General features: G+C 70.5%; 14 protein-coding genes and 3 pseudogenes. 7 read left to right on the forward strand and 10 right to left on the reverse strand.

The annotated features are described in order from the left end of the window. The 3 genes from AB0L95_RS39095 to lpdA all read right to left on the reverse strand — a co-directional run. The coding region (locus AB0L95_RS39095) for an acyltransferase domain-containing protein (protein WP_365170976.1) at positions 1 to 3,212 on the reverse strand (3,212 nt) is incomplete at its 3' end. Between the two features lie 58 nt (positions 3,213 to 3,270). Beyond that, complete coding sequence (locus tag AB0L95_RS39100; protein WP_365170982.1) at positions 3,271 to 5,088, reverse strand: acyl-CoA dehydrogenase; 1,818 nt, start codon at positions 5,086 to 5,088, stop codon at positions 3,271 to 3,273. A gap of 215 nt (positions 5,089 to 5,303) precedes the next feature. Beyond that, on the reverse strand, positions 5,304 to 6,671 hold the full coding sequence (lpdA, locus tag AB0L95_RS39105) for a dihydrolipoyl dehydrogenase (RefSeq protein WP_365170984.1): 1,368 nt from the start codon (positions 6,669 to 6,671) through the stop codon (positions 5,304 to 5,306). A gap of 290 nt (positions 6,672 to 6,961) precedes the next feature. On the opposite strand from lpdA, the pseudogene AB0L95_RS39110 reads away from it, so the two are divergent. Continuing rightward, positions 6,962 to 7,441 (forward strand): annotated as a pseudogene (locus tag AB0L95_RS39110) (mandelate racemase); the annotation flags it as partial. A gap of 85 nt (positions 7,442 to 7,526) precedes the next feature. On the opposite strand, the gene AB0L95_RS39115 reads toward AB0L95_RS39110, so the two are convergent. The 4 genes and pseudogenes from AB0L95_RS39115 to AB0L95_RS39130 form a co-directional block, all read right to left on the reverse strand. Further along, positions 7,527 to 8,372 carry a DNA-formamidopyrimidine glycosylase family protein gene (locus AB0L95_RS39115; RefSeq protein WP_365170986.1) on the reverse strand — a complete coding sequence of 282 codons (846 nt, stop codon included), beginning with the start codon at positions 8,370 to 8,372 and terminating at the stop codon, positions 7,527 to 7,529. A 78-nt stretch (positions 8,373 to 8,450) separates the two neighbouring features. After that, positions 8,451 to 9,635: an ArgE/DapE family deacylase gene (locus AB0L95_RS39120; protein WP_365170988.1), complete on the reverse strand. Its 1,185-nt coding sequence runs from the start codon at positions 9,633 to 9,635 to the stop codon at positions 8,451 to 8,453. 84 nt (positions 9,636 to 9,719) lie between these two features. Continuing rightward, positions 9,720 to 10,111, reverse strand: a pseudogene (locus AB0L95_RS39125) (LysE family transporter). After that, positions 10,105 to 11,268 carry a diaminopropionate ammonia-lyase gene (locus tag AB0L95_RS39130; RefSeq protein ID WP_365170990.1) on the reverse strand — a complete coding sequence of 388 codons (1,164 nt, stop codon included), beginning with the start codon at positions 11,266 to 11,268 and terminating at the stop codon, positions 10,105 to 10,107. Before AB0L95_RS39130 ends, AB0L95_RS39125 begins: the two are co-directional and overlap by 7 nt. Before the next feature lie 117 nt (positions 11,269 to 11,385). On the opposite strand from AB0L95_RS39130, the gene AB0L95_RS39135 reads away from it, so the two are divergent. Continuing rightward, positions 11,386 to 12,306 carry a LysR substrate-binding domain-containing protein gene (locus AB0L95_RS39135; protein WP_365170992.1) on the forward strand — a complete coding sequence of 307 codons (921 nt, stop codon included), beginning with the start codon at positions 11,386 to 11,388 and terminating at the stop codon, positions 12,304 to 12,306. A 69-nt stretch (positions 12,307 to 12,375) separates the two neighbouring features. On the opposite strand, the gene AB0L95_RS39140 is transcribed toward AB0L95_RS39135, so the two are convergent. After that, positions 12,376 to 13,173 (reverse strand): inositol monophosphatase family protein, encoded by a 798-nt coding sequence (locus AB0L95_RS39140; RefSeq protein WP_365170994.1) that lies wholly within the window; start codon positions 13,171 to 13,173, stop codon positions 12,376 to 12,378. A gap of 87 nt (positions 13,174 to 13,260) precedes the next feature. Next, positions 13,261 to 14,244: a hypothetical protein gene (locus AB0L95_RS39145; RefSeq protein WP_365170996.1), complete on the reverse strand. Its 984-nt coding sequence runs from the start codon at positions 14,242 to 14,244 to the stop codon at positions 13,261 to 13,263. A 62-nt stretch (positions 14,245 to 14,306) separates the two neighbouring features. On the opposite strand from AB0L95_RS39145, the gene AB0L95_RS39150 reads away from it, so the two are divergent. The 5 genes and pseudogenes from AB0L95_RS39150 (at position 14,307) to AB0L95_RS39170 (ending at position 18,019) form a co-directional block, all read left to right on the forward strand. After that, on the forward strand, positions 14,307 to 14,978 hold the full coding sequence (locus tag AB0L95_RS39150) for a TetR/AcrR family transcriptional regulator (RefSeq protein WP_365170998.1): 672 nt from the start codon (positions 14,307 to 14,309) through the stop codon (positions 14,976 to 14,978). Between the two features lie 175 nt (positions 14,979 to 15,153). Continuing rightward, complete coding sequence (locus AB0L95_RS39155; protein WP_365171000.1) at positions 15,154 to 15,891, forward strand: glucose 1-dehydrogenase; 738 nt, start codon at positions 15,154 to 15,156, stop codon at positions 15,889 to 15,891. A gap of 82 nt (positions 15,892 to 15,973) precedes the next feature. Continuing rightward, complete coding sequence (locus AB0L95_RS39160) at positions 15,974 to 16,543, forward strand: TetR/AcrR family transcriptional regulator (RefSeq protein ID WP_365171002.1); 570 nt, start codon at positions 15,974 to 15,976, stop codon at positions 16,541 to 16,543. A gap of 56 nt (positions 16,544 to 16,599) precedes the next feature. Further along, a pseudogene (locus AB0L95_RS39165) lies at positions 16,600 to 16,761 on the forward strand (lipase); the annotation flags it as partial. Between the two features lie 265 nt (positions 16,762 to 17,026). Then, positions 17,027 to 18,019 carry a phospholipase D-like domain-containing protein gene (locus tag AB0L95_RS39170; RefSeq protein ID WP_365171004.1) on the forward strand — a complete coding sequence of 331 codons (993 nt, stop codon included), beginning with the start codon at positions 17,027 to 17,029 and terminating at the stop codon, positions 18,017 to 18,019. Positions 18,020 to 18,051: 32 nt separating this feature from the next. Here the strand turns inward: AB0L95_RS39170 and AB0L95_RS39175 are convergent, their stop codons facing one another. Further along, entirely contained in the window at positions 18,052 to 18,402 is a 351-nt protein-coding gene (locus tag AB0L95_RS39175; RefSeq protein ID WP_365171006.1) for a DUF1330 domain-containing protein, read from the reverse strand. Positions 18,403 to 18,540 lie beyond the last annotated feature (138 nt).

Here is an 18,540-nt window from a genome sequence, read left to right on the forward strand (position 1 = left end):
ACCACCAGCCGCCACAGATCCTCCGGCGACCTCACACCACCCGGGAACCGACACCCCATCCCCACAATCGCAACCGGCTCACCATCCACCTCACCACCACCCACAACCACCGCAGAAACATCCGACTCCCCCACACCAACCCCGGACAGCCCCAGCAACTCCGCCCGCACAAAACGAGCCAGACCACCAGCCGTCGGATGATCGAACACCACCGTGCTCGGCAACCGCAGCCCCGTCACCGCATTCAGCCGATTCCGCAGCTCCACCGCCATCATCGAATCGAAGCCCAACTCACGGAACGAGGCCTCGATCTGGACGTCGTCGGTGTCGGTCGCGCCGAGCACGAGCCCGACGTGGGTGCGGACCAGGTCCAGCGCCGCGTTCTGGCTCTCGCTCTCGGTCAGCGCGGCCCACTGCTCGCGCAGCGGGAGTTCTTCGGCTTCCGTGCCGGGGTCGCTGTCCTCCGCGACGGCGGCGAACGTGGTCGTTTCGGTGCGGGCGTCCGGCACGTCCAGCCAGAAACGGCGCCGTTGGAAGGCGTAGGTGGGCAGGTCGACGCGACGGGCGCCGGTGCCGGTGAAGGCTCGCGACCAGTCGACGGTGACGCCGTGCACCGAAGCCTCGGCGAGTGCGGCGAGCATACGGTCGAGGCCGCCCTCGCCGCGTCGCAGGGAGCCGACCACGAGTGGCTTGCCGTCGACGTCCTCGATCGTCTCCTGGACGGCGGCCGCGAGGATGGGATGCGGACTGACCTCGATGAACGTCTCGTGGCCTGCCTCCGCGAACGCCCGTACGGCGGGCTCGAACCCGACGGTGCGCCGGGAGTTGCGGTACCAGTACTCGGCGTCGAGCTCGCTGGTGTCGAGCCACCGGCCCTCGACGGTGGAGTAGAACGGCACCTCCCCGGATATGGGGGTCACGGTACCCAGCAGGTCCAGCAGCGGTTCGCGGATCCGCTCCACGTGCGCGGAGTGGCCGGCGCAGTCGATGGGCAGCAGACGGACGCGGATGTCCTGGCTCTCGCACCGGGCGATCAGCTCGTGGAGGGCCGGCACATCACCGGAGACGGTGACGGCACGCGGGCCGTTGACGGCCGCGATGGAGAGCTGGTCCGCCCAAGGTGCGAGCAACTGCTCCACCTCGACGGCCGGCAAGGCGACCGAGGCCATCCCCCCGGTCCCGGCGAGCAGGGCGAAGGCCTGGCTGCGCAGGGCGACGACGCGCGCCGCCTCCTCCAGCGACAGCGCGCCGGCCACGTGCGCCGCGGCGATCTCGCCCTGCGAGTGGCCCACGACGGCGCCCGGTTCGACGCCGTACGAACGCCACAGTGCGGCGAGCGAGACCATCACCGCGAACAGGACCGGGTGGACCACGTCGAGCCGGTCGAGGGAGAGTTCGGGGTCGGTCTCGCTGGCACCGCGCAACACATGTGTGAGCGACCAGGGCACATGCGGGGCGAGTGCCTGTTCGCAGCGACGGATGTGTTCGGCGAAGACCGGTGAGGTCTCCATGAGGTCGACGGCCATACCGACCCACTGCGAGCCCTGGCCGGGGAAGACGAAGACAGGGCGGCTCGCGCTGCGGGAGACTACGCCCTCGATGAGTCCCGCGGCGGGACGGCCGGCCACCAGGGCCTGAAGTCGGGTGCGGAGGTCGTCGGTCGTGTGTCCCAGGAGGACGGCCCGGTGCGGGAAGGCGGTGCGGGTGGTGGCCAGCGAGTGGCCGAGGGCGGCGGGGGACGCCTCGTCGTCCAGCCGGGCGAGCAGCGCCGCCGCCTGGCCGCGCAGTGCGCCCTCGGTCTTGGCCGAGATCGTCCACGGCACGGGGCCCGACAGGGCGGGGTCCGGACGGTCCGCGTCGCTGTCGGGGTCGGCGTCGGCGCGCCAGTCCTCCAATACGACATGGCAGTTGGTGCCGCCGACGCCGAAGGAGCTGACGCCGGCGAGCAGCGGGCGGTCGTCCTTCGGCCAGGGCCCGTTCTCCGTGCGTACCCGCAACCGCAGTTCGGTCAGCGGGATGGCCGGGTTGGGGGTGCGGAAGTGCAGGCTCGCGGGGAGTTCCCGGTGCTTGAGCGCGAGTGCGGTCTTGATGAGTCCGGCGATGCCTGCGGCGCCCTCCAGGTGACCGATGTTGGTCTTGACCGAACCGACCGACAGCGGGTCGTCGTCGGGACGTTCCGTGCCGAGCACCTCGCCGAGCGCGGCGGCCTCGATCGGGTCGCCGACGCGTGTTCCGGTGCCGTGCAGTTCGACGTACTGGACGTCCGCGGGGCGCACGCCCGCGTTGTCGTAGGCGCGGCGCAGGAGTTCCGCCTGGGCCTCGCGGCTGGGCGTGGTGAGGCTGTCGCCGCCGCCGTCGTTGTTGATGGCGCTGCCGCGGATGACGCAGTGGATGCGGTCGCCGTCGGCCGCCGCGTCGGACAGGCGCTTGAGCACGATGAGGCCGCCGCCCTCGCCGCGCACGATGCCGTTGGCCCGGCTGTCGAAGGTGAAGCACCGGCCGTCCGGGGACAACGCGCCGAACTTCGCGACGCTGACCGCGCTTTCGAGGGCGAGGTCGAGGTTGACGCCGCCGGCGAGGGCGATGCCGGACTCCCCGCTGCGCAGGCTCTCGCAGGCCAGGTGGACGGCGGTGAGCGAGGACGACTGGCCGCTGTCCACGGTCAGGCTGGGGCCGCGCAGGCCCAGCACATACGACAGTCGGTTGGCGATGATGCCGCGCTGGAGGCCGGTCATGGTGTGCTGGGTGAGGCCGGGAATGCCCCGGCGGTGGGCCAGCGTCGCGTAGTCGTCCCAGATCGCTCCGACGAAGACGCCCACGTCCGTACCGCGCAGTGTGTCCGGCAGGATGCCGGCGTCCTCCAGTGCCTCCCAGCCGAGTTCCAGGGCCAGCCGCTGCTGCGGGTCCATCGCGACGGCCTCCCGCGGCGAGATGCCGAAGAAGGCCGGGTCGAACCGGTCGACTCCGTCCAGGAAGCCGCCCCACCCCGCTCCTGCCCGGCCGGGTCCGTCGGTCTCCTGGCCGGTGTGCTCCCCCGCGTCCCAGCGGTCCGCGGGGACCTCCCTGATCGCGTCGACACCGTCACGCAGCAGCCGGGCGAACGCGTCGGGGTCGGAGGCGAGGGGCAGTCTGCAGGCCATGCCGACGACGGCGACGGCCTCAGCGGGGGATTCGGACACGAGTCGGGGGCGGGCCTGGGAGGAGTCTCGCATGATGCTGCAAACCTTCCGAGCAGGGCAGGTTCAGGAGGAACGAAGGGGGCTGTCCCGGCTACGCGGGGTCGGCGAACGTGGCCTTGGTGAAGGCGGTCGCGTAGTCGGGGTGCGCGATCGGCGCGCCGACCAGGTCGTAGGGCACGTCCAGGGCGTCCGCCAGGTCCAGGGCGTGCGGGGCGATGTCCTGGCAGAGCTGGTTGAGCAGGTCCGGCAGGGCGTTGACCTCTTCGGCGGTGAGCAGGCCCTCGGCGAGGTACCAGCCGCTGTGCGCGGAGATCTCGCCGAGCAGGTGCAGGGCGCACACGTCGCGGGCGAGGCGGCGCGCGTCGTCGGGCAGCGCGTCGGTCTCGGTGCGCACGAGGTCCACCAGCAGGCGCAGGGCGTGCGCCTCGGCCATCTGCTCGGCCAGCTCGAAGCGGTCGTTCCAGACCTCGAACTCGCCGAGTCCGCCGGCCCGGGCCGCGCCGAGTTCGGCGACCAGTCGTTCGTGCAGTCGCCGCTCCCGGGTGCCGGTCAGCGCCCGCCACAGGGCCGGGTCACGCAGGTCGCGCTCCCCGGGGGCGGGGACTTCGTCGGCGGGCGCCTGATAGTCCAGGCCGAGGGCCATGGTCCAGGCCGCGTTGAGGTAGAGGACCTGGGTGCTGAGTCCGGCCGCGTCGAAGGCGTGGGCCAGACCCTGGTAGTCCAGGAAGCGGTTCTGCGGGCTGAAGCCGAGAACGCCGGAGGCGGCGCGGGAGGCGGCGGTGACCCGCTCGGCGAGCCGGTCGGTCACGGCCTTCACGGTGAACAGGGTGCGGATCTCGCCGGCGCTGCGCCCGACCGGTTCGGGGCCGGAGACCGACTTGGCCGCGATCGCGGCGACATAGGCGGCGGACAATGCGCCGAACAGCGAGCGCTGCTGGTTGCGGTAGCGGATCACCGGCATGGGGTCGGCGAAGCCCGCGAACGTGCCGTTGGTGTACCGGGCGTGGGCGTGCCGGACGGCGACGGCGGCGCTGGCCCGGGTGACGGCGGCGAGACCGACGACGGCGACCTCCCAGACATACCGGATCAGCCGGGACGCCTGTCGGGAGCGCATCGCGGGGTTGCTGAGCGGGTCGGTGAAGCTGCCGTCCGCGGCGATCGAGGCGGAGTCGCGCAGCCAGTAGCGGTGGGGGACGCGTACGCCCTGGAAGGAGACGGTCGCCCAGTCGAGGGGGAGGATCGCCGCTGAGTCCTGCGGTTCGATCACCACGCCCGGGCACGGGCCCGCGGCGTCCCGGAGCGGTACGACGAAGCAGAACAGCCCGTGGTTCTGCTCGGCGACGACCAGCTTGGCGGTGACGATGCCGATCCGGGGTACGCCCGGACAGCCCACGCTCGGCGGGTACTTGACGGCCTCCGGTCCGGGCGTGGTCAGGACGAACTCGCGGGTGTCCGGGTCGAAAACGGCTTCGGTGCGGACGGCGGCGTTGCTGTTGCCGTGTCCCAGTTCGGTCATCAGCAGGGCGCCCACCACGTCGGTGGAGGCCAGCTGCGCCAGGACGTCGTCGAGGTCGTCCCGGTCCGCGCCGAACTCCAGAATCGAGCCGACGGTGGTGCAGTGGTGCAGGAAGAAGGCGTAGAAGAGGGACGGGTCGGCGAGGGCGACCCATTCCAGCAGCGGGAAGATCAGCTCCCGCTGCCGCAGCAGGGGTGTGCCGGTCTCGATCCGGTCGCTGATGTGCCGCAGCCGCTGGTAGGTGAGGGAGTAGCGGTCCTGGTCCGCCAGGCCGGAGGGTCTGGCGAAGAGGTCCGGCGAGAAGATCTCCTCCAGTTGCGACAGCGTCTCCCGGTAGGAGTCACCGTGCACCAGCGAGGAAAGGGCGTCGCGCAGTGAGTTGTCTGGTTCCATCGTGTTGATTCCCTGTCGCGTCTTCGTCGTCGGTGTGTCGAGGGGGCCGTGCGCACACGTGAGAGCGCCAGGCCGCTGGTCGGGTCGGAGCCACGGCGATGACGTGCCCGTACGCGGGCATCACAGCGATCCGCCCGGCAGGCGGCCGTCATGGAGCGGTGTGCTGGTGGTGGGGCAGGCGGGACGGGATGAACGGCTCCGTCCCAGGGAGTGGGTCAGTCGTGCGCGTGCAGGGGCTTGCCCGTGAGCGCCAGATGGGCTTCGCCCAGAATCTCGCTCTGCGTGGGATGCGCATGGATCAGGGGAGCCACCTCGTCCGGCAGCGCGTCCCAGTTGACGATCAGTTGCGCTTCGCCGATGAGCTCGCCGACGCGGTCGCCGACCATATGGACGCCGACCACCGGGCCGTCCTTCTGCCGGACGAGCTTGATCTCCCCGGATGTCTTGAGGATCTTGCTCTTGCCGTTGCTGACCAGGCTCTGGCGCAGCGTGACCACCTGGTCGGCGCCGTAACGCTCCTTGGCGAGCGCCTCCGTGAGGCCCACGGAGGCGACCTCCGGATGGGAGTAGGTGACCCGCGGTACGCCGTCGTAGTCGATCGGCACGGGGGCGAGGCCCGCCAGTCGCTCCGCCACCAGGATGCCTTCGGCGAAGCCTACGTGGGCCAGTTGGGGGGTGGCGATCAGGTCGCCGACGGCGGAGACGGACGGTACCGAGGACCGGCAGTACGCGTCGACCTTCACATACCCCCGGTCGAGTTCCACGCCGACGGCTTCGTAGCCGAGACCGGCCGAGACGGGCCGGCGTCCGACGGCCACCAACAACAGATCGGCGTCGAGCCGTGCACCGCTCTCCGTGGTGACACGGACGCCGGAGGCGGTGTACGCGGCCTCGGCGAAGCGGCTGTTGAGATGGAAGGCGATGCCGCGTCGGCGAAAGGATCGTTCGAGGAGCTTCGAGGCGTCCTCGTCCTCCGTGGGGACCAGGTGCGGCAGCGCCTCGATGATGGTGACCTCGGCGCCGAAGGACTTCCAGAGCGAGGCGAACTCGCAGCCGATGACTCCGCCCCCGAGGACCACGACCGAGCCGGGGACGTGATCGAGCTCAAGCGCCTGCTCGCTGGAGAGGATCCGGTCACCGTCGATCTTCAGACCGGGCAGAGTGGCAGGCGCCGAGCCGGTGGCAAGCAGGATGTGACGCCCCTTCAGGAGCATCCCGCCGACGGCGACTTCGTCGGGGGCGGTCAACTTCCCCTCGCCGGCCACGACCTGAACCCCCCGGGCCTTCAGAGTGCTCTGGAGTCCGCCGTACAGCTGACCGACCACGCGGTCCTTGTACGCGATCACACCCGGCATGTCTATGCCGCCGAAGGTGGAGCGGACGCCGAACTTGGCTGCCTCGCGGGCGGAATCGGCCACCGCGCCCGACTGCAGCAGCGCCTTGGTCGGAATGCAGCCACGGTGCAGGCAGGTACCACCCACCTCGGCCTTCTCGACCAGCGCGACCGACAGGCCTAAGCCACCGGCGCGAAGAGCAGCCGCGTACCCCCCGGATCCGCCTCCCAAGATCACCAAGTCATACATATTCTCCGTGCCGTTGAGCACGTCCCCCGTCCCCCTTAGCTTGCCGTCTCCACTGCCACTTGCAACCTTTTGAGTCACGAAGCGCAGGCTTTCCGTCACAGCTGCCCCATGTGTATCACGCCACGAGAACTAGTTGCGTCATGTACGAACGTGTCGAACATCACCTCGGAACAATCCGCGGCATGGCCGCCTTCGTCCTCCAACTACGGGTTGTTCAGGGCGGGTTAGGCCCGGTTGCGCGTCAGGACTCGGTCAGGCGATGATCAGTTCTCGGTGAGCCGGGCATCGTTATGGCCGACGCGGGCGCGATCGGCGTGGAGTGCGCCCGCGTCCTGCGCGGCTCCGGCGAGGATGTGACAGCGGATGCTCGCGCACGCCGCCGAGTCCCCTGGGCATCGTCGCCCCGGAGGCGCAACGCGGGTCTGCCCGGTGTCGCGGCCCAGGCGATCTCCGCCGTCGACATCGCCCTGCGGGACGCCAAGGCACGCCTGCTCGGCCTCCCTCTCGCCCGGCTCCTGGGCGCCGCCCGCGACGACGTGCCCGTCTGCGGCAGCGGCGGCTTCACCACCGACGACGACCGGCGGCAGGACCGGCGACTGCGCGGCTGGGTCGAGGAGGAGGGCATTCCACGAGTCAAGATCAAGATCGGTGAGTCCTGGGGCCGGTGCGAGGCACGGGACCGTCGGCGCGTGACCCGGGCCGGGGTGAGCATCGGCGGGGCGGCCGAGTCGTACGTGCACGCCAACGGCGGCTACGGCCCCAAGCAGGCCCCGAGCGGCACACCCCTTCAGAGCCGGCTGACAGCACCTCACCGAGTTCGCCCGCCCGGACGGTACCTGCGGGACGGCCGGTCGTTCAGGTCTGGCACTCGGGGCACCAGACCGTACGGCGTCCGGCCACCCGGCCGGAGCACAGGGACCGACGGCACCGGGGACACAGCGGCTCGCTGTCCTCCCTGCGGCCGGTGAGCCAGGAGCGTCGCGGCGGCACGCACCCGGCACGCACGGACGTCTCCAGGACGCGGCCCATCCTCGTATGGACACGCCGAAGCACCGTCTCGCTCAGGCTCCGCGCCGGGGTCCGGGGGTGGACGCGAGCCCGCCACAGGATCTCGTCGCACAGAAGGTTCCCGAGACCCGCGATCACGGACTGGTCCATCAGCGCGCTCTTCACGGCCCCTCGCCGCCCCGACAGCAGTTCCCGGAACTCCGGTCCGCTCACGGTCGAAGCGTCGGGGCCCAGCCGGTCGGTGATCCGCGCGACCTCGGTGTCATCGGCCAACTGCACGCCCTGCAACTTGCGTTGATCGCGGTAGCGCAGATGACGATTGTGGTCGAGTGTCAGCAGGATGCGGTCGTGCGGGGCGATCGGGTCGTCCTCGGCACAGCACACCAGTGATCCTGTCATGCCGAAATGACAGACCACTGTGGGGCCGCCGTCCGTCGGCACGAACAACCACTTTCCGTGACGCCATGCCTTCCCGAGACACCTGCCCTTCAATTCCCTCCGCAGCCGTGCCACGGTGACACCACGCAGCACCCCGGCGTCCCGTACCTCGACGTCCGTGACACACCGCCGCCGGCCACAGGCCATGAGTACCTCGCGGAATCCTTCGACATCCGGCAGTTCGGGCATGAGTGCTTCCCGGTCTCCCGTCGTGCGCAACACGTCCATCGCACCCCGCCATCGCGCTGATCGCATCCGGAACTACGACTCCGTACCGGACGGGGCTCCGGGGCCGGGTCCGTACCGGACCCGGGTGCGGATCCGGCCGCGGGTTCAGGAGCAGAAGTCGGCGACGGTGGCGGTGAGAATGTCGGTGAGGCGGTCCAGGGAGCCGAGGTCGACATACTCGGTGGCCGCATGCGCGCCCGCACCGTCGACGCCGAAGAGCAGACAGGGGATGCCGGCGCGGTCCAGGAGGGCGCAGTCGGTCCAGAAGGGCTCGGCGCGCACGGTGGGCGGGTGGCCGAGGACCTGCTCGGCCTGGTGGGTGAGGGTGCGGACGACGAGTGCCTCCGGGTCGGCTTCGAAAGGGGCGCGGTGCAGACCGCGGGTCAGCCGGTAGCGGAAGTCGGGCACCGTTTCGGCAAGACGGTCGAGTACGACGGTCAGCTCCCGCTCGACACTGTCCGCGCTCTCGCCGGGTACGGTGCGACGTTCCAAGGTGATGCGGCAGTGCGCCGGATAGGTGGAGGGTTCCTCGCCGCCGTGGATGACGGAGGCGTGTACGGTGCCGGTGCCCAGGCTCGGGTGTGCCGGACCCCGCGCGAGGCGCTGACCCAGTGCTTCCAGAGCGACGAGGAAGTGCCCCGCTCCGGTGATCGCGTCGACGCCGAGTTCGGGGCGCGAACCATGCGCCGCACGCCCTTCGATCTCCACGTCGAACCAGGCGAAGCCCTTGTGGGCGAGGGTGACTTGCAGATGGCTCGGCTCGGTGACGATCGCTGCGTCGGCCGTGAAGCGCTCCAGCACTTCCTCGGTGCCCGCACTTCCGTGCTCCTCGTCGGCGACACAGGCGAGGATGACATCGCCGCGCAGGGACGTGTGGGCGGTGGCTCGGGCGGCTGCGACCATCATGGCCGCGATGCCGCCTTTCATGTCGAAGGTGCCGCGGCCGTACATCCTGCCGTCGCGGATCCCCGGTTCGAGCGGGTCGCCGTCGTAGTCGGCGAGGCTGACCGTGTCGAGATGGCCGTTGAGCATGAGCGACCGGCCGCCACCGGTGCCGCGGGCGATCGCGACGAGCGAGGGTCGGCCAGGGCGCCGTTCCAGGCGGTGGACCTCGAAGCCGCGGGCGGCCAGCCACGCACCGCAGAAGTCGGCGATGCGGGACTCGCCCGCCCCGCCGGGGACGAGGTTCGGGTTGACCGAGTCGATGGAGATCAGTCGGGCCAGCAGGCGGGCGGGGTCCGCGTCCAGGGGGTCGGGAACCGCTGAGGTCGAGGGGGTCTCGGGGAGCATGGGGGCCTTCCGGAGTGCTGATGAGTGATGGTCATCGAAAAGTCCGCACGAGGTCCGCGGGCACGCCGATCCGGGCGCGGTCCATCAGGGGCTGCCACCGGCGGTCACGAGCGCGAGGCCGAAGCCGATCAGTACGAGGCCCGTGGTGCGTTCTAGCGCACGGCGGGTGCGTGGGGATTCGAGGATCCGCCGGGCCTTGGACAGCAGGAGCACGCAGCCGCCCAGGAACACCAGGTAGGCGGCGCCCGGGAGCTCGACGACCAGGTAGGCCCCGGGGGAGGCGGCCGGCACGGCCGCGAGTCCTGCCACGGTCAGCGCCCCCAGAGCAGCAGTCCGGTCGCTGTGCCGCCCACGGTCCGCAGCGCGTCCGCAGGGCCGGCCGCGAGGGCACGTCGGGTGACCACGGCCAGGTCCGGGCCGGGCACGACGGTCAGCAGAGCCAGCACACCGAACGCGGCGAGGAAGCGGGTCAGCATGCCGCCGTTTTCCCGCTCTCCGAGCCGGTCTGCTGCGGGGGGACAAGGGGGCGGTGCGGGTTGGCGGCCGTGCCCTCGGTGCTCAGCAGCACGACCACCGAAGTCGCATCGAGCCCGAGTGCCGCGCGGCGCTCGTCGACGGCCGCGCCGGTGAGCACCGCGCGCAGACCGGCCAGCGCCGCGGCACCGCAGTAGCCCGAGGAGACACCGAGGGCGGCGAGGTGAGTGGCCGCGCGAGCGCTGTCGGCATCCGGAACGGCAACTGCGGCGTCCAGCCCGTCGCGCAGCAAGGGCCAGGCGATGCTCGAGGGGGTGCCGCAGTTCAGCCCGGCCATGGTGGTGTGGCCGGTGGTGACGCTGACGGGTTCGCCGAGGGTGAGGCTTTCGAGGACACAGGCCGCGGCCTGCGGCTCCACCGACAGCAGTGCCGGAGCACGCCCGGAGGGGCGGCTGCGGTAGTGGGTGACGACGGCCTGGGCCAGTGAGCCCACGCCGACCGGTACGGAGACGAGGTCGGGGCCTTCGCCGATCCCCTGGGCGGCCAGCTGTTCGTCGATCTCGGCGCAGAGAGTGGAGTATCCCTCGACGATCCAGCCCGGGATCCGCTCATAGCCCGGCCAGGCGGTGTCCTGGACCAGGACCGCGCCCGGCCCGGCGGCCTCCTCGGCCGCCAGACGTACGGCCTCGTCGTACGGGCCCGTGACCTCGGTGACCTTCGCCTGCTCGGCGACGATCGCCGCCACGGCCTGCGGATGCACACCCTGCGGCACGAAGACATGGGCGTGCTGCCCCAGCAGGCGGGCCATGCGTGCCACCGCGCGGCCGTGGTTGCCGTCGGTGGCGGTCACCAGGGTGACGGGGCCCGGCTCCCGTCCGCTCGCGGCGCGCTCGGCGAGGGTGCGGTGGACCGCCCACGACGCGCCCAGCGCCTTGAACGCGGGCAGCCCCAGTCGGCACGACTCATCCTTGACGAAGACCCGGCCTACCCCCAACTCCTCTGCCAGCGACGGTAGTTCGGTCAGCGGAGTGGGTGAGTGGCCGGGCAGCGCGGCATGGAAGGCCCGCACCTCGTCGGGGGCGGGGAGACACCGCCAGGTACGGGCGCCGGACCGCACGAACCACGGCAGCGTACGGGAGGAGGAAATGTTGTCAGGCACCCGACCAGGATCCGATGCCCTCCTACGATCGGTCCAGCGAATGTTTCCTACGTATACTCGTCGAAAAAGCCGACCATTCAGCCATCGCTCCCGGAGAGCGAGAAGAGCGGTCCCCTCATGTTCGACCTGCATCGACTGCGCCTGCTGCGCGAACTCAAACACCGCGGCACCCTGGCGGCCGTGGCCGCCGCCCTGTCCTACGCCCCCTCCTCCGTCTCCCAGCAGCTCTCCCAGCTGGAAGGCGAGGTCGGCGTCCCGCTGCTGGAACCGGTCGGGAGGCGGGTCCGACTGACCGAGCAGGCCGAGATCCTCGTCGCCCACACCGAAGCCGTGCTGGCACGTCTGGAGCGCGCGGAGGCGGACATCGCCGCCTCCCTGACCGATCTGACCGGCACCCTGCGCATCGCCTCGTTCCAGACGGCCGCCCTGGCGCTCGTCCCGACCGCCCTCGACCGGCTGCGCGACGCCCATCCGCACCTGCGCGTCCACGTCACGCACCTGGAACCGGAAAGGGCCCTTCCCGCCCTGCAGGCCCGCGACTTCGACCTGGTCCTCGCCGAGGAGTACCCCGCCAACCCCAAACCACGGCCCGCCGAACTCGAACAGGAAGACCTGTTCGACGACCCCCTCCATCTCGCGCTGTCCGACCCGTGCGACGGCCCGGGCGCCGACGGCCCGATGGCAGCGCTACGATCACTCGCCGACCGCCCCTGGGTGATGGAGCCGGAAGGCACCACCGCGCGGCACTGGGCCATGTCCCTGTGTCGCAACGCCGGTTTCGAGCCCGACGTACGGTTCGAGAGCACCGACCTGCTGCTGCATCTCCGACTCGTCGAACAGGGCCATGCCGCCGCCTTCCTGCCCGACCTCGTCTGGAGCGGCCGCACCCCGAGCGTCACCCTGCGCCCGCTCCCCCGCGGCCAGCGCACCCGCCGCATCTTCACCGTCGTACGCCGAGGCAGCAGCCGACACCCCGCCGTCCTGGCGTGCCGCAACGCCCTCCGAAACGCGGTCACCGCCCGCTCTCGGCAGAGTTAGGGCAACGCAGCCAACGGTCGGCCGGGAAGAAGAGGCCTTTGCCGAGCGGCGTTCGGTGGGCGCTGGACGCTACTCCTGGCCGCGGATCATCGATATCAGCAGTCCGTGGGTCTCGGCGTCGGCGGCCACGACCAGCCCGCGGCCTTGCGGTCCCGGCGGAGCGCCGTCGATCCCTGTGACCGTGCAGCCGGCGGCCCTGCACAGAGCGATACCCGCGGCGAAGTGCACGCTCCCGGTGAGGTCGCCGCCGTCGGTGACGTACGCGGCACGCTTGCCCGCCGCCACCCACGCCAACGCCAACGTGGTGGAGACGACGCGCGGCCGGAACCGGGCGACGAACGCGGGGTGGGCCAGGAGGTCCACGGCCCGGAATCCCGGAGCATTCGGGAAGGGCGGATCCAGGTTGACGTCCACCAACCGGGTGGCGGGTGTGGGGGCCAGGCGCACATCGGCCCCGTCCTGCCGGGCCCAGGCCGTCGCACCGTCGGTGCTGAAGACCTCGCCGCTGAACGGGTCGGCCACCGCCGCCGCCCCGTCGCGCAGCGCCACGTTGACGGCCACCAGCATGCTGCCCACGGCGTAGTTCAGCGTGCCGCACAGGGGATCGACCATCCACTGGCGTACGGCGTCGGCAGCTCCCTGCCGCCCGCTCTCCTCCCCGAGCACCGCGTCATCGGGCCGAGCGGCACGGATGACATCAAGGATCTGCCTCTCGGCCTCCACGTCGGCCGCGGTGGCGAAGTCCCCGGCGCCCTTGTCGATGCGAGCCGGCTGCCGACCGTACATGTCGCGCACCACATCGGCCCCGGTGCGCGCCGCGGCTGTCGCCACACCCATGTCGTCAAGGCCCTCAAGCGAGTTGATCACGACGTGCAGGGTATCGGCTGGTGACATCCGTCGAAGGAGTCGCCTTCAGGACTCTTCCACGACGGCATGGCGATGGTGTTCCCGGCGTCATCGGGTGTCCCGGCGCGAGGGCGGCGGGTCGCCCAGTTCGTCGACGAGCCGGCGATACGTTTCGAACGCCGCCTTGGGGCTGTAGTCGTCGCGCAGCAGACCGAAGTGGTGGAAGAGTCCGTCCGCGGCGCTGTCGGCGTCCCGAAGGGAGAAGAACGAGTAGGCGTCGATGTTCAACTCGGAGGAGAGGCCGGCCACGGTCCGGACCACGGTCTCGAGGGTCGTGGCCTGACGCTGCTCGGTGCGATCGGGGCCGGTGGGCCAGCCGTTCTCGCAGATGCGCATCGCCACGGTGTCAGGAATTCCCGCCCTCGGCAGGCTGGTGCGGCGGAATCCCGTCACGACCGCGGTGACCGCCTCGCCCAACTGGCCGACGGGGACGGGCCGGAACACGTCCGGGAAGAAGTCCAGGCCGACGTAGTCCAGGCTCTGCCGGAAGCGGGAGTCGGCCAGATCGCCGAGCTCGGACCAGAAGGTGTCGGCCGGATCGAAGGTCGGTACGGCGTTGAAGCCGACCGCCAGGTCGTGTCCCAGTTCCCTGGCTTCCTGCTTGGCCGCGATGACCCCTTGGACGAGCGCGTTCAGCACGTTGGGAATGCTGCCGTCCAGAACGGGGAGCCGGGCGTTGGGCTCTTCGCAGATCTGGACCGAGGCCAGTTGCGGTCCGCCGGTCCGGACGGCCTCGCGGACGAAGTCCGGCCACCCGTCGAGTTTCCCGGACGGCTCGCGGAACGGCAGCACGAGGTCGAGTGTGCGGCCGCGCTGGAGGTAGGCCTCCGGGTCGGTGGGGGTGGAGGGCTCCTGCGGCGTCACGGTGCCGGCGAACGGGCGGTAGGCGCGCACCGACAGCGCGGCCCTGTCGCCCTGCAACTGATCGAGCGCCTCGATGATGCGGTCCGGTATGTCCGGACTGACCGGGTGGACGATGCCCTGCTCGCCAGCCAGAAGCCCACCGGGATAGATGCCGAAGGTCAGAGTCATGCGCCTTCCCATCCTAGAATCTTGGTGTCACTACAAATTTGTAGTGACACTAACATGGGGGCATGGGTGGTCTTCGAGAGAACAAGAAGCAGCAGACCCGCACGGCGATCGCCGCTGCGGCGACGGCACTGTTCCTGGAGCACGGCTTCGACCAGGTCACGGTGGCCGAGGTGGCACGTCGTGCGGGCGTGTCCACCAACACCGTGTTCAACTACTTCGCCACCAAGGAAGACCTCTTCTTCGACCGCCAGGCCGAGGTGGAGGGACATCTCGCCGCGGTGGTCCGCGACCGCGCACCCGGCAGCTGCCCGGTGGAGGCCGTCCGCGACGACCTTCTCGCCGCCCTGCGGCGGAACGAATCCATGCTCGGACTCCACCCCGGCGCACTGAGGTTCTGGCAGGTCGTTCATGACAGCCCCGCGCTGCGCGCACGGGAGCGCGAGATCAGCGAGCACGCCGAGGGCGCCTTGACGGCCGCCCTGGCGGAACATCCGCCGGGCAACGCCGGCACACCACGGACCGCTGACCCGGCGATGCCCGCACTCATGGCGGGTGCCGTCGCCGGGACGCACCGGGCAGCCGTGCGCGAGCTCCGACGACGCATCATGTCCGGCGAACCGCCCGAGCACGCCCGTGACGCGGTCGCCTCGACGGCACTACAGGCGTTCGACCTGCTGTGTTCCGGACTCCACGCGACCTCCGCAGCGCCCGCGACCGCCGAACACGCACCGTGAAGCCGTAAGGCTCCGCAGAGCGGATCAGCTGCCGACGCAAGACGGGCCCGGCCGCCTTCGCGGCGGCCGTTCGGCTGATCGTCCGTATCGCGCTCGGCGAAACCAGCCGTGCAGCAGCACCGGCGTCGGTACGTTCGGACGTCCCGGGTCAACTACTCGTCGGCGGGGAGGGACTGTGCTGAGAGGTGCGACGGCCGTGGTCACGGGTGGATCCCGTGGCATCGGCCGGGCGATCGTCGAGCGCCTGTGCAGTGACGGAGCGGAGGTGGTCTTCAACTACGCCACCAACGACGAAGCCGCCGCCGAGGTCGTCCGAGTCGTAGAGGCGACCGGCGGCAAGGTGCGGGCCCTGCACGTGGACCTGAAGGAGCCGGACGGACCCGAGCGGCTCATGGAAGCCGCCGAGGCGCATCTCGGCGGCCTGGACATCCTGGTGAACAACGCGGCGCTGTCGTTCACGCCGACCCCGCTCGCCCATACCGACGCGGAGGTGTTCGACAGTGTGATGACGGTCAACGCCAGGTCGGTGTTCCTGACGATGCGTCATGCGGCCCGACGGATGCGGGACGACGGCCGGATCGTGAACATCTCCTCCCTGAACACCGTGCGGCCCGCCGCGGGCATCGCACCGTACGCCGCCAGCAAGGGCGCGATCGAGCAGCTCACCGCGGTCGCCGCCCGGGAACTCGGGCCACGCGGCATCACGGTCAACACCGTCTCGCCCGGGGCGACCGACACCGAGCTGCTACAGGGAACGAATCCTCCGCAGGCCCTTCAAGCGGTCGTCGACATGACACCTCTCGGCCGACTGGGGCAGCCGTCCGACGTGGCCGATGTCGTCGCATTCCTCGTCGGCCCGGACGGCCGGTGGGTCACCGGCCACAACCTTCGGGCGACGGGCGGACTGGTCTGAACCCAGCCTCGAACATCCCTCCTCATTTGCCTAAAAATTTTAGGCAAATGCATAATGAGCATCGTCGGACAGGAGGAGAGTCATGGTTCGAGCGGGGCTGACCACCGAACGTCTGACCCGGGCCGGGGCAGAACTGGCCGACGAGGTCGGCTTCGACCAGGTGACCGTCTCGGCGCTCGCCCGCCGATTCGACGTCAAGGTCGCGAGCCTGTACTCCCACATGAAGAACTCCCACGACCTCAAGACCAGGATCGCCCTGTTCGCGCTGGAGGAACTCGCCGACCGGGTCGCCGACGCCCTGGCCGGACGGGCCGGCAAGGACGCCCTGGCGGCCTTCGCCGACGCCTACCGCGACTACGCCCGGGAGCACCCGGGCCGCTACGACGCCGCCCGGTTCAGGCTCGACCCCGAGACGGCGGCCGCCAGCGCCGGCGTCAGGCATGCGCAGATGACGCGGGCGATCCTCCGGGGCTACGACATGACGGAGCCGGACCAGACGCACGCGGTCCGGATGCTGGGCAGCGTCTTCCACGGCTACGTCAGCCTGGAGCTGAGCGGGGGTTTCAGCCACACCGCCGTCGACCCGCAGGAATCCTGGTCCTGGATCGTCGATTCCCTCGACACCCTGCTGCGGAGCCGGACCTCAGCCTGACGGTCGGCGCCGCACCGCCCGAGGCGCACACCCGTCGATCCGAACAGCGCCAGAGTGGGCGCACGGTGCGGCTGCGCCACGGCAGTTCCGTCAGCCACGTCTCGAACGCCGGCCGTCCGACGGCAATTCGGCCCGCCCTGGCCGCCTCCGAGGGCGGGGTGGAACTGGTCAGTCCGGGGTTCGGCGGCAGCGCGCTTCTCGACCCGTTCACCGCCCGGAAGCACCGCCCGGCGCGCCCAGGAGCAGACCGGCGACGGGCCGCCCCGGACAGCTCCCGGGGCGGCGGATACGAAGCTTTTGCCGATTCAAGGGAATTACTCGAACCGCCTCCCACCTGCGCGACGTCCGCTATGTCCGCTCCTCCGCCGCACCGGCCACGCCGCGTTCACCGCATCACCCTTTCTCAGAGGTCTACGCGCGTGGTGTCATGCACGCGCTCACCACCCCCTCCCCGGTGAGCGTCCCCTTGACGAGGAGTCACGCATGCTGTGGAAGGTTCTGGGGCGTGCAGGTGTAGCCCTGGCGGCCGGTGCCGTCGCGCTCGCCACCGCCGTCCCCGCGAACGCCGCCGACTACTCCGCCTTCGCGTTCTCACAGAGCGGGAGCCAGCCCGCCATCTACGACTTCATCAACTCGGCCACCAGCTCCCTCGACATGACCATGTACGAGCTGGAGGACACCACGGCCGTCAACGACCTGATAGCCCTGAAGAACAAGGGCGTCACCGTGCGGGTCGTCCTGGACCGCCAGCACCAGAGCGCCGACAGCTCGGCGTACAACTCCCTCAAGAACGCGGGCGTGGGAGTGGTGTGGTCGTCGTCCGCCTTCGTCTACACCCACCAGAAGACCATCACGGTGGACGACGCCAAGTCGCTGATCCTGACCGGCAACCTCACCTCCCAGTACTACACGACCAGCCGTGACTACGGCGTGTTCGACGACGACAGCCGGGACGTCGCCTCGATCGAGAAGGTCTTCAACGCGGACTACGCCGGCACCTCCGTCACCCCGACCGACGGCGACCATCTGCTGTGGTCTCCCACCGACTCCCGCAGCCGCCTGCTGTCCGTGGTCAACGGCGCCACCAAGAAGCTCGACGTGGAGGAGCTGGAACTCAGCGACAGCACGGTCGTGAACGCCATCGTGGCGCGCGCGAAGGCGGGCGTGGCCGTGCGGGTGGTCCTGGAGGACCCGTCCAGTTACTCCAGCGAGGTCTCCGCGATCAAGGCGGCGGGCGGCACCGTCGCGGGATACTCCGACCCCAACGGCTTCTACATCCACGCCAAGGCCATGGTCGCCGACTACGGACTCTCCACCCAGCAGGTGGAGGCGGGTTCCATGAACATCAGCAGCAACTCGCTGAGCAACAACCGGGAGTTGGGGCTCATCCTCACGGGCACCGGGGTGGCCGAGGCCGTGGCCACCACCATCGAGACCACGTTCAACAGCGACTACGCGGGTGGTACTCGCGCGTGACACCGTACCGGTGAACCGGAAGCCCGCCGGGATCATCGCTCGGCGGGCACGGCCTCCCGTATGGACCTCGCGGTGACGGCCGGGTCGTACCCCTCCGGGACGCCTTCGATCAGGACGATGTCGCCCCCGATGTGCCGTGCGCGCAAGGGGGCGATCTCCTGGTACGCGGGGGAGTCCCACCAGGCTCGCGCCTCGGCGATCCCCGGGAAGCCGATCACCACGACATGCCCGGGCCAGCTGCCCTCCTTCACCTCGTGCTGCGCGCCGTGGACGAGGAAGCGGCCGCCGTACGGCTCGAAGGTGGCGGTGACGCGCTCGATGTACTCGGCGATCTCCGGGTGCGGCGCGGCCTCCTGAAGGTGCGCGATGGCGTAGGCAGACATGATGTCCTTCCGGTCGGTCGGGCTCCGTACGCCGACGATCGTGACACGCCGTCATGCCCGGGTCGATGACCTCTCAGGTAAGGGCGACCGACGCGGAGACCGAGCGGGTCGGAGACCCTGCTCCGGCATGCCACGCAG

This window comes from Streptomyces sp. NPDC052036, assembly GCF_040680495.1.
Classification (GTDB): domain Bacteria; phylum Actinomycetota; class Actinomycetes; order Streptomycetales; family Streptomycetaceae; genus Streptomyces.

What these genes read in the sequence shown, in the direction of transcription:
- AB0L95_RS39100 (WP_365170982.1), bottom strand. Translation starts at nt 5,088, where the DNA reads ATGGAACCAGACAACTCACTGCGCGACGCCCTTTCCTCGCTGGTGCAC.
- lpdA (WP_365170984.1), bottom strand. Translation starts at nt 6,671, where the DNA reads ATGTATGACTTGGTGATCTTGGGAGGCGGATCCGGGGGGTACGCGGCT.
- AB0L95_RS39115 (WP_365170986.1), bottom strand. Translation starts at nt 8,372, where the DNA reads ATGCGATCAGCGCGATGGCGGGGTGCGATGGACGTGTTGCGCACGACG.
- AB0L95_RS39120 (WP_365170988.1), bottom strand. Translation starts at nt 9,635, where the DNA reads ATGCTCCCCGAGACCCCCTCGACCTCAGCGGTTCCCGACCCCCTGGAC.
- AB0L95_RS39135 (WP_365170992.1), top strand. Translation starts at nt 11,386, where the DNA reads ATGTTCGACCTGCATCGACTGCGCCTGCTGCGCGAACTCAAACACCGC.
- AB0L95_RS39145 (WP_365170996.1), bottom strand. Translation starts at nt 14,244, where the DNA reads ATGACTCTGACCTTCGGCATCTATCCCGGTGGGCTTCTGGCTGGCGAG.
- AB0L95_RS39150 (WP_365170998.1), top strand. Translation starts at nt 14,307, where the DNA reads ATGGGTGGTCTTCGAGAGAACAAGAAGCAGCAGACCCGCACGGCGATC.
- AB0L95_RS39160 (WP_365171002.1), top strand. Translation starts at nt 15,974, where the DNA reads ATGGTTCGAGCGGGGCTGACCACCGAACGTCTGACCCGGGCCGGGGCA.
- AB0L95_RS39170 (WP_365171004.1), top strand. Translation starts at nt 17,027, where the DNA reads ATGCTGTGGAAGGTTCTGGGGCGTGCAGGTGTAGCCCTGGCGGCCGGT.
- AB0L95_RS39175 (WP_365171006.1), bottom strand. Translation starts at nt 18,402, where the DNA reads ATGTCTGCCTACGCCATCGCGCACCTTCAGGAGGCCGCGCCGCACCCG.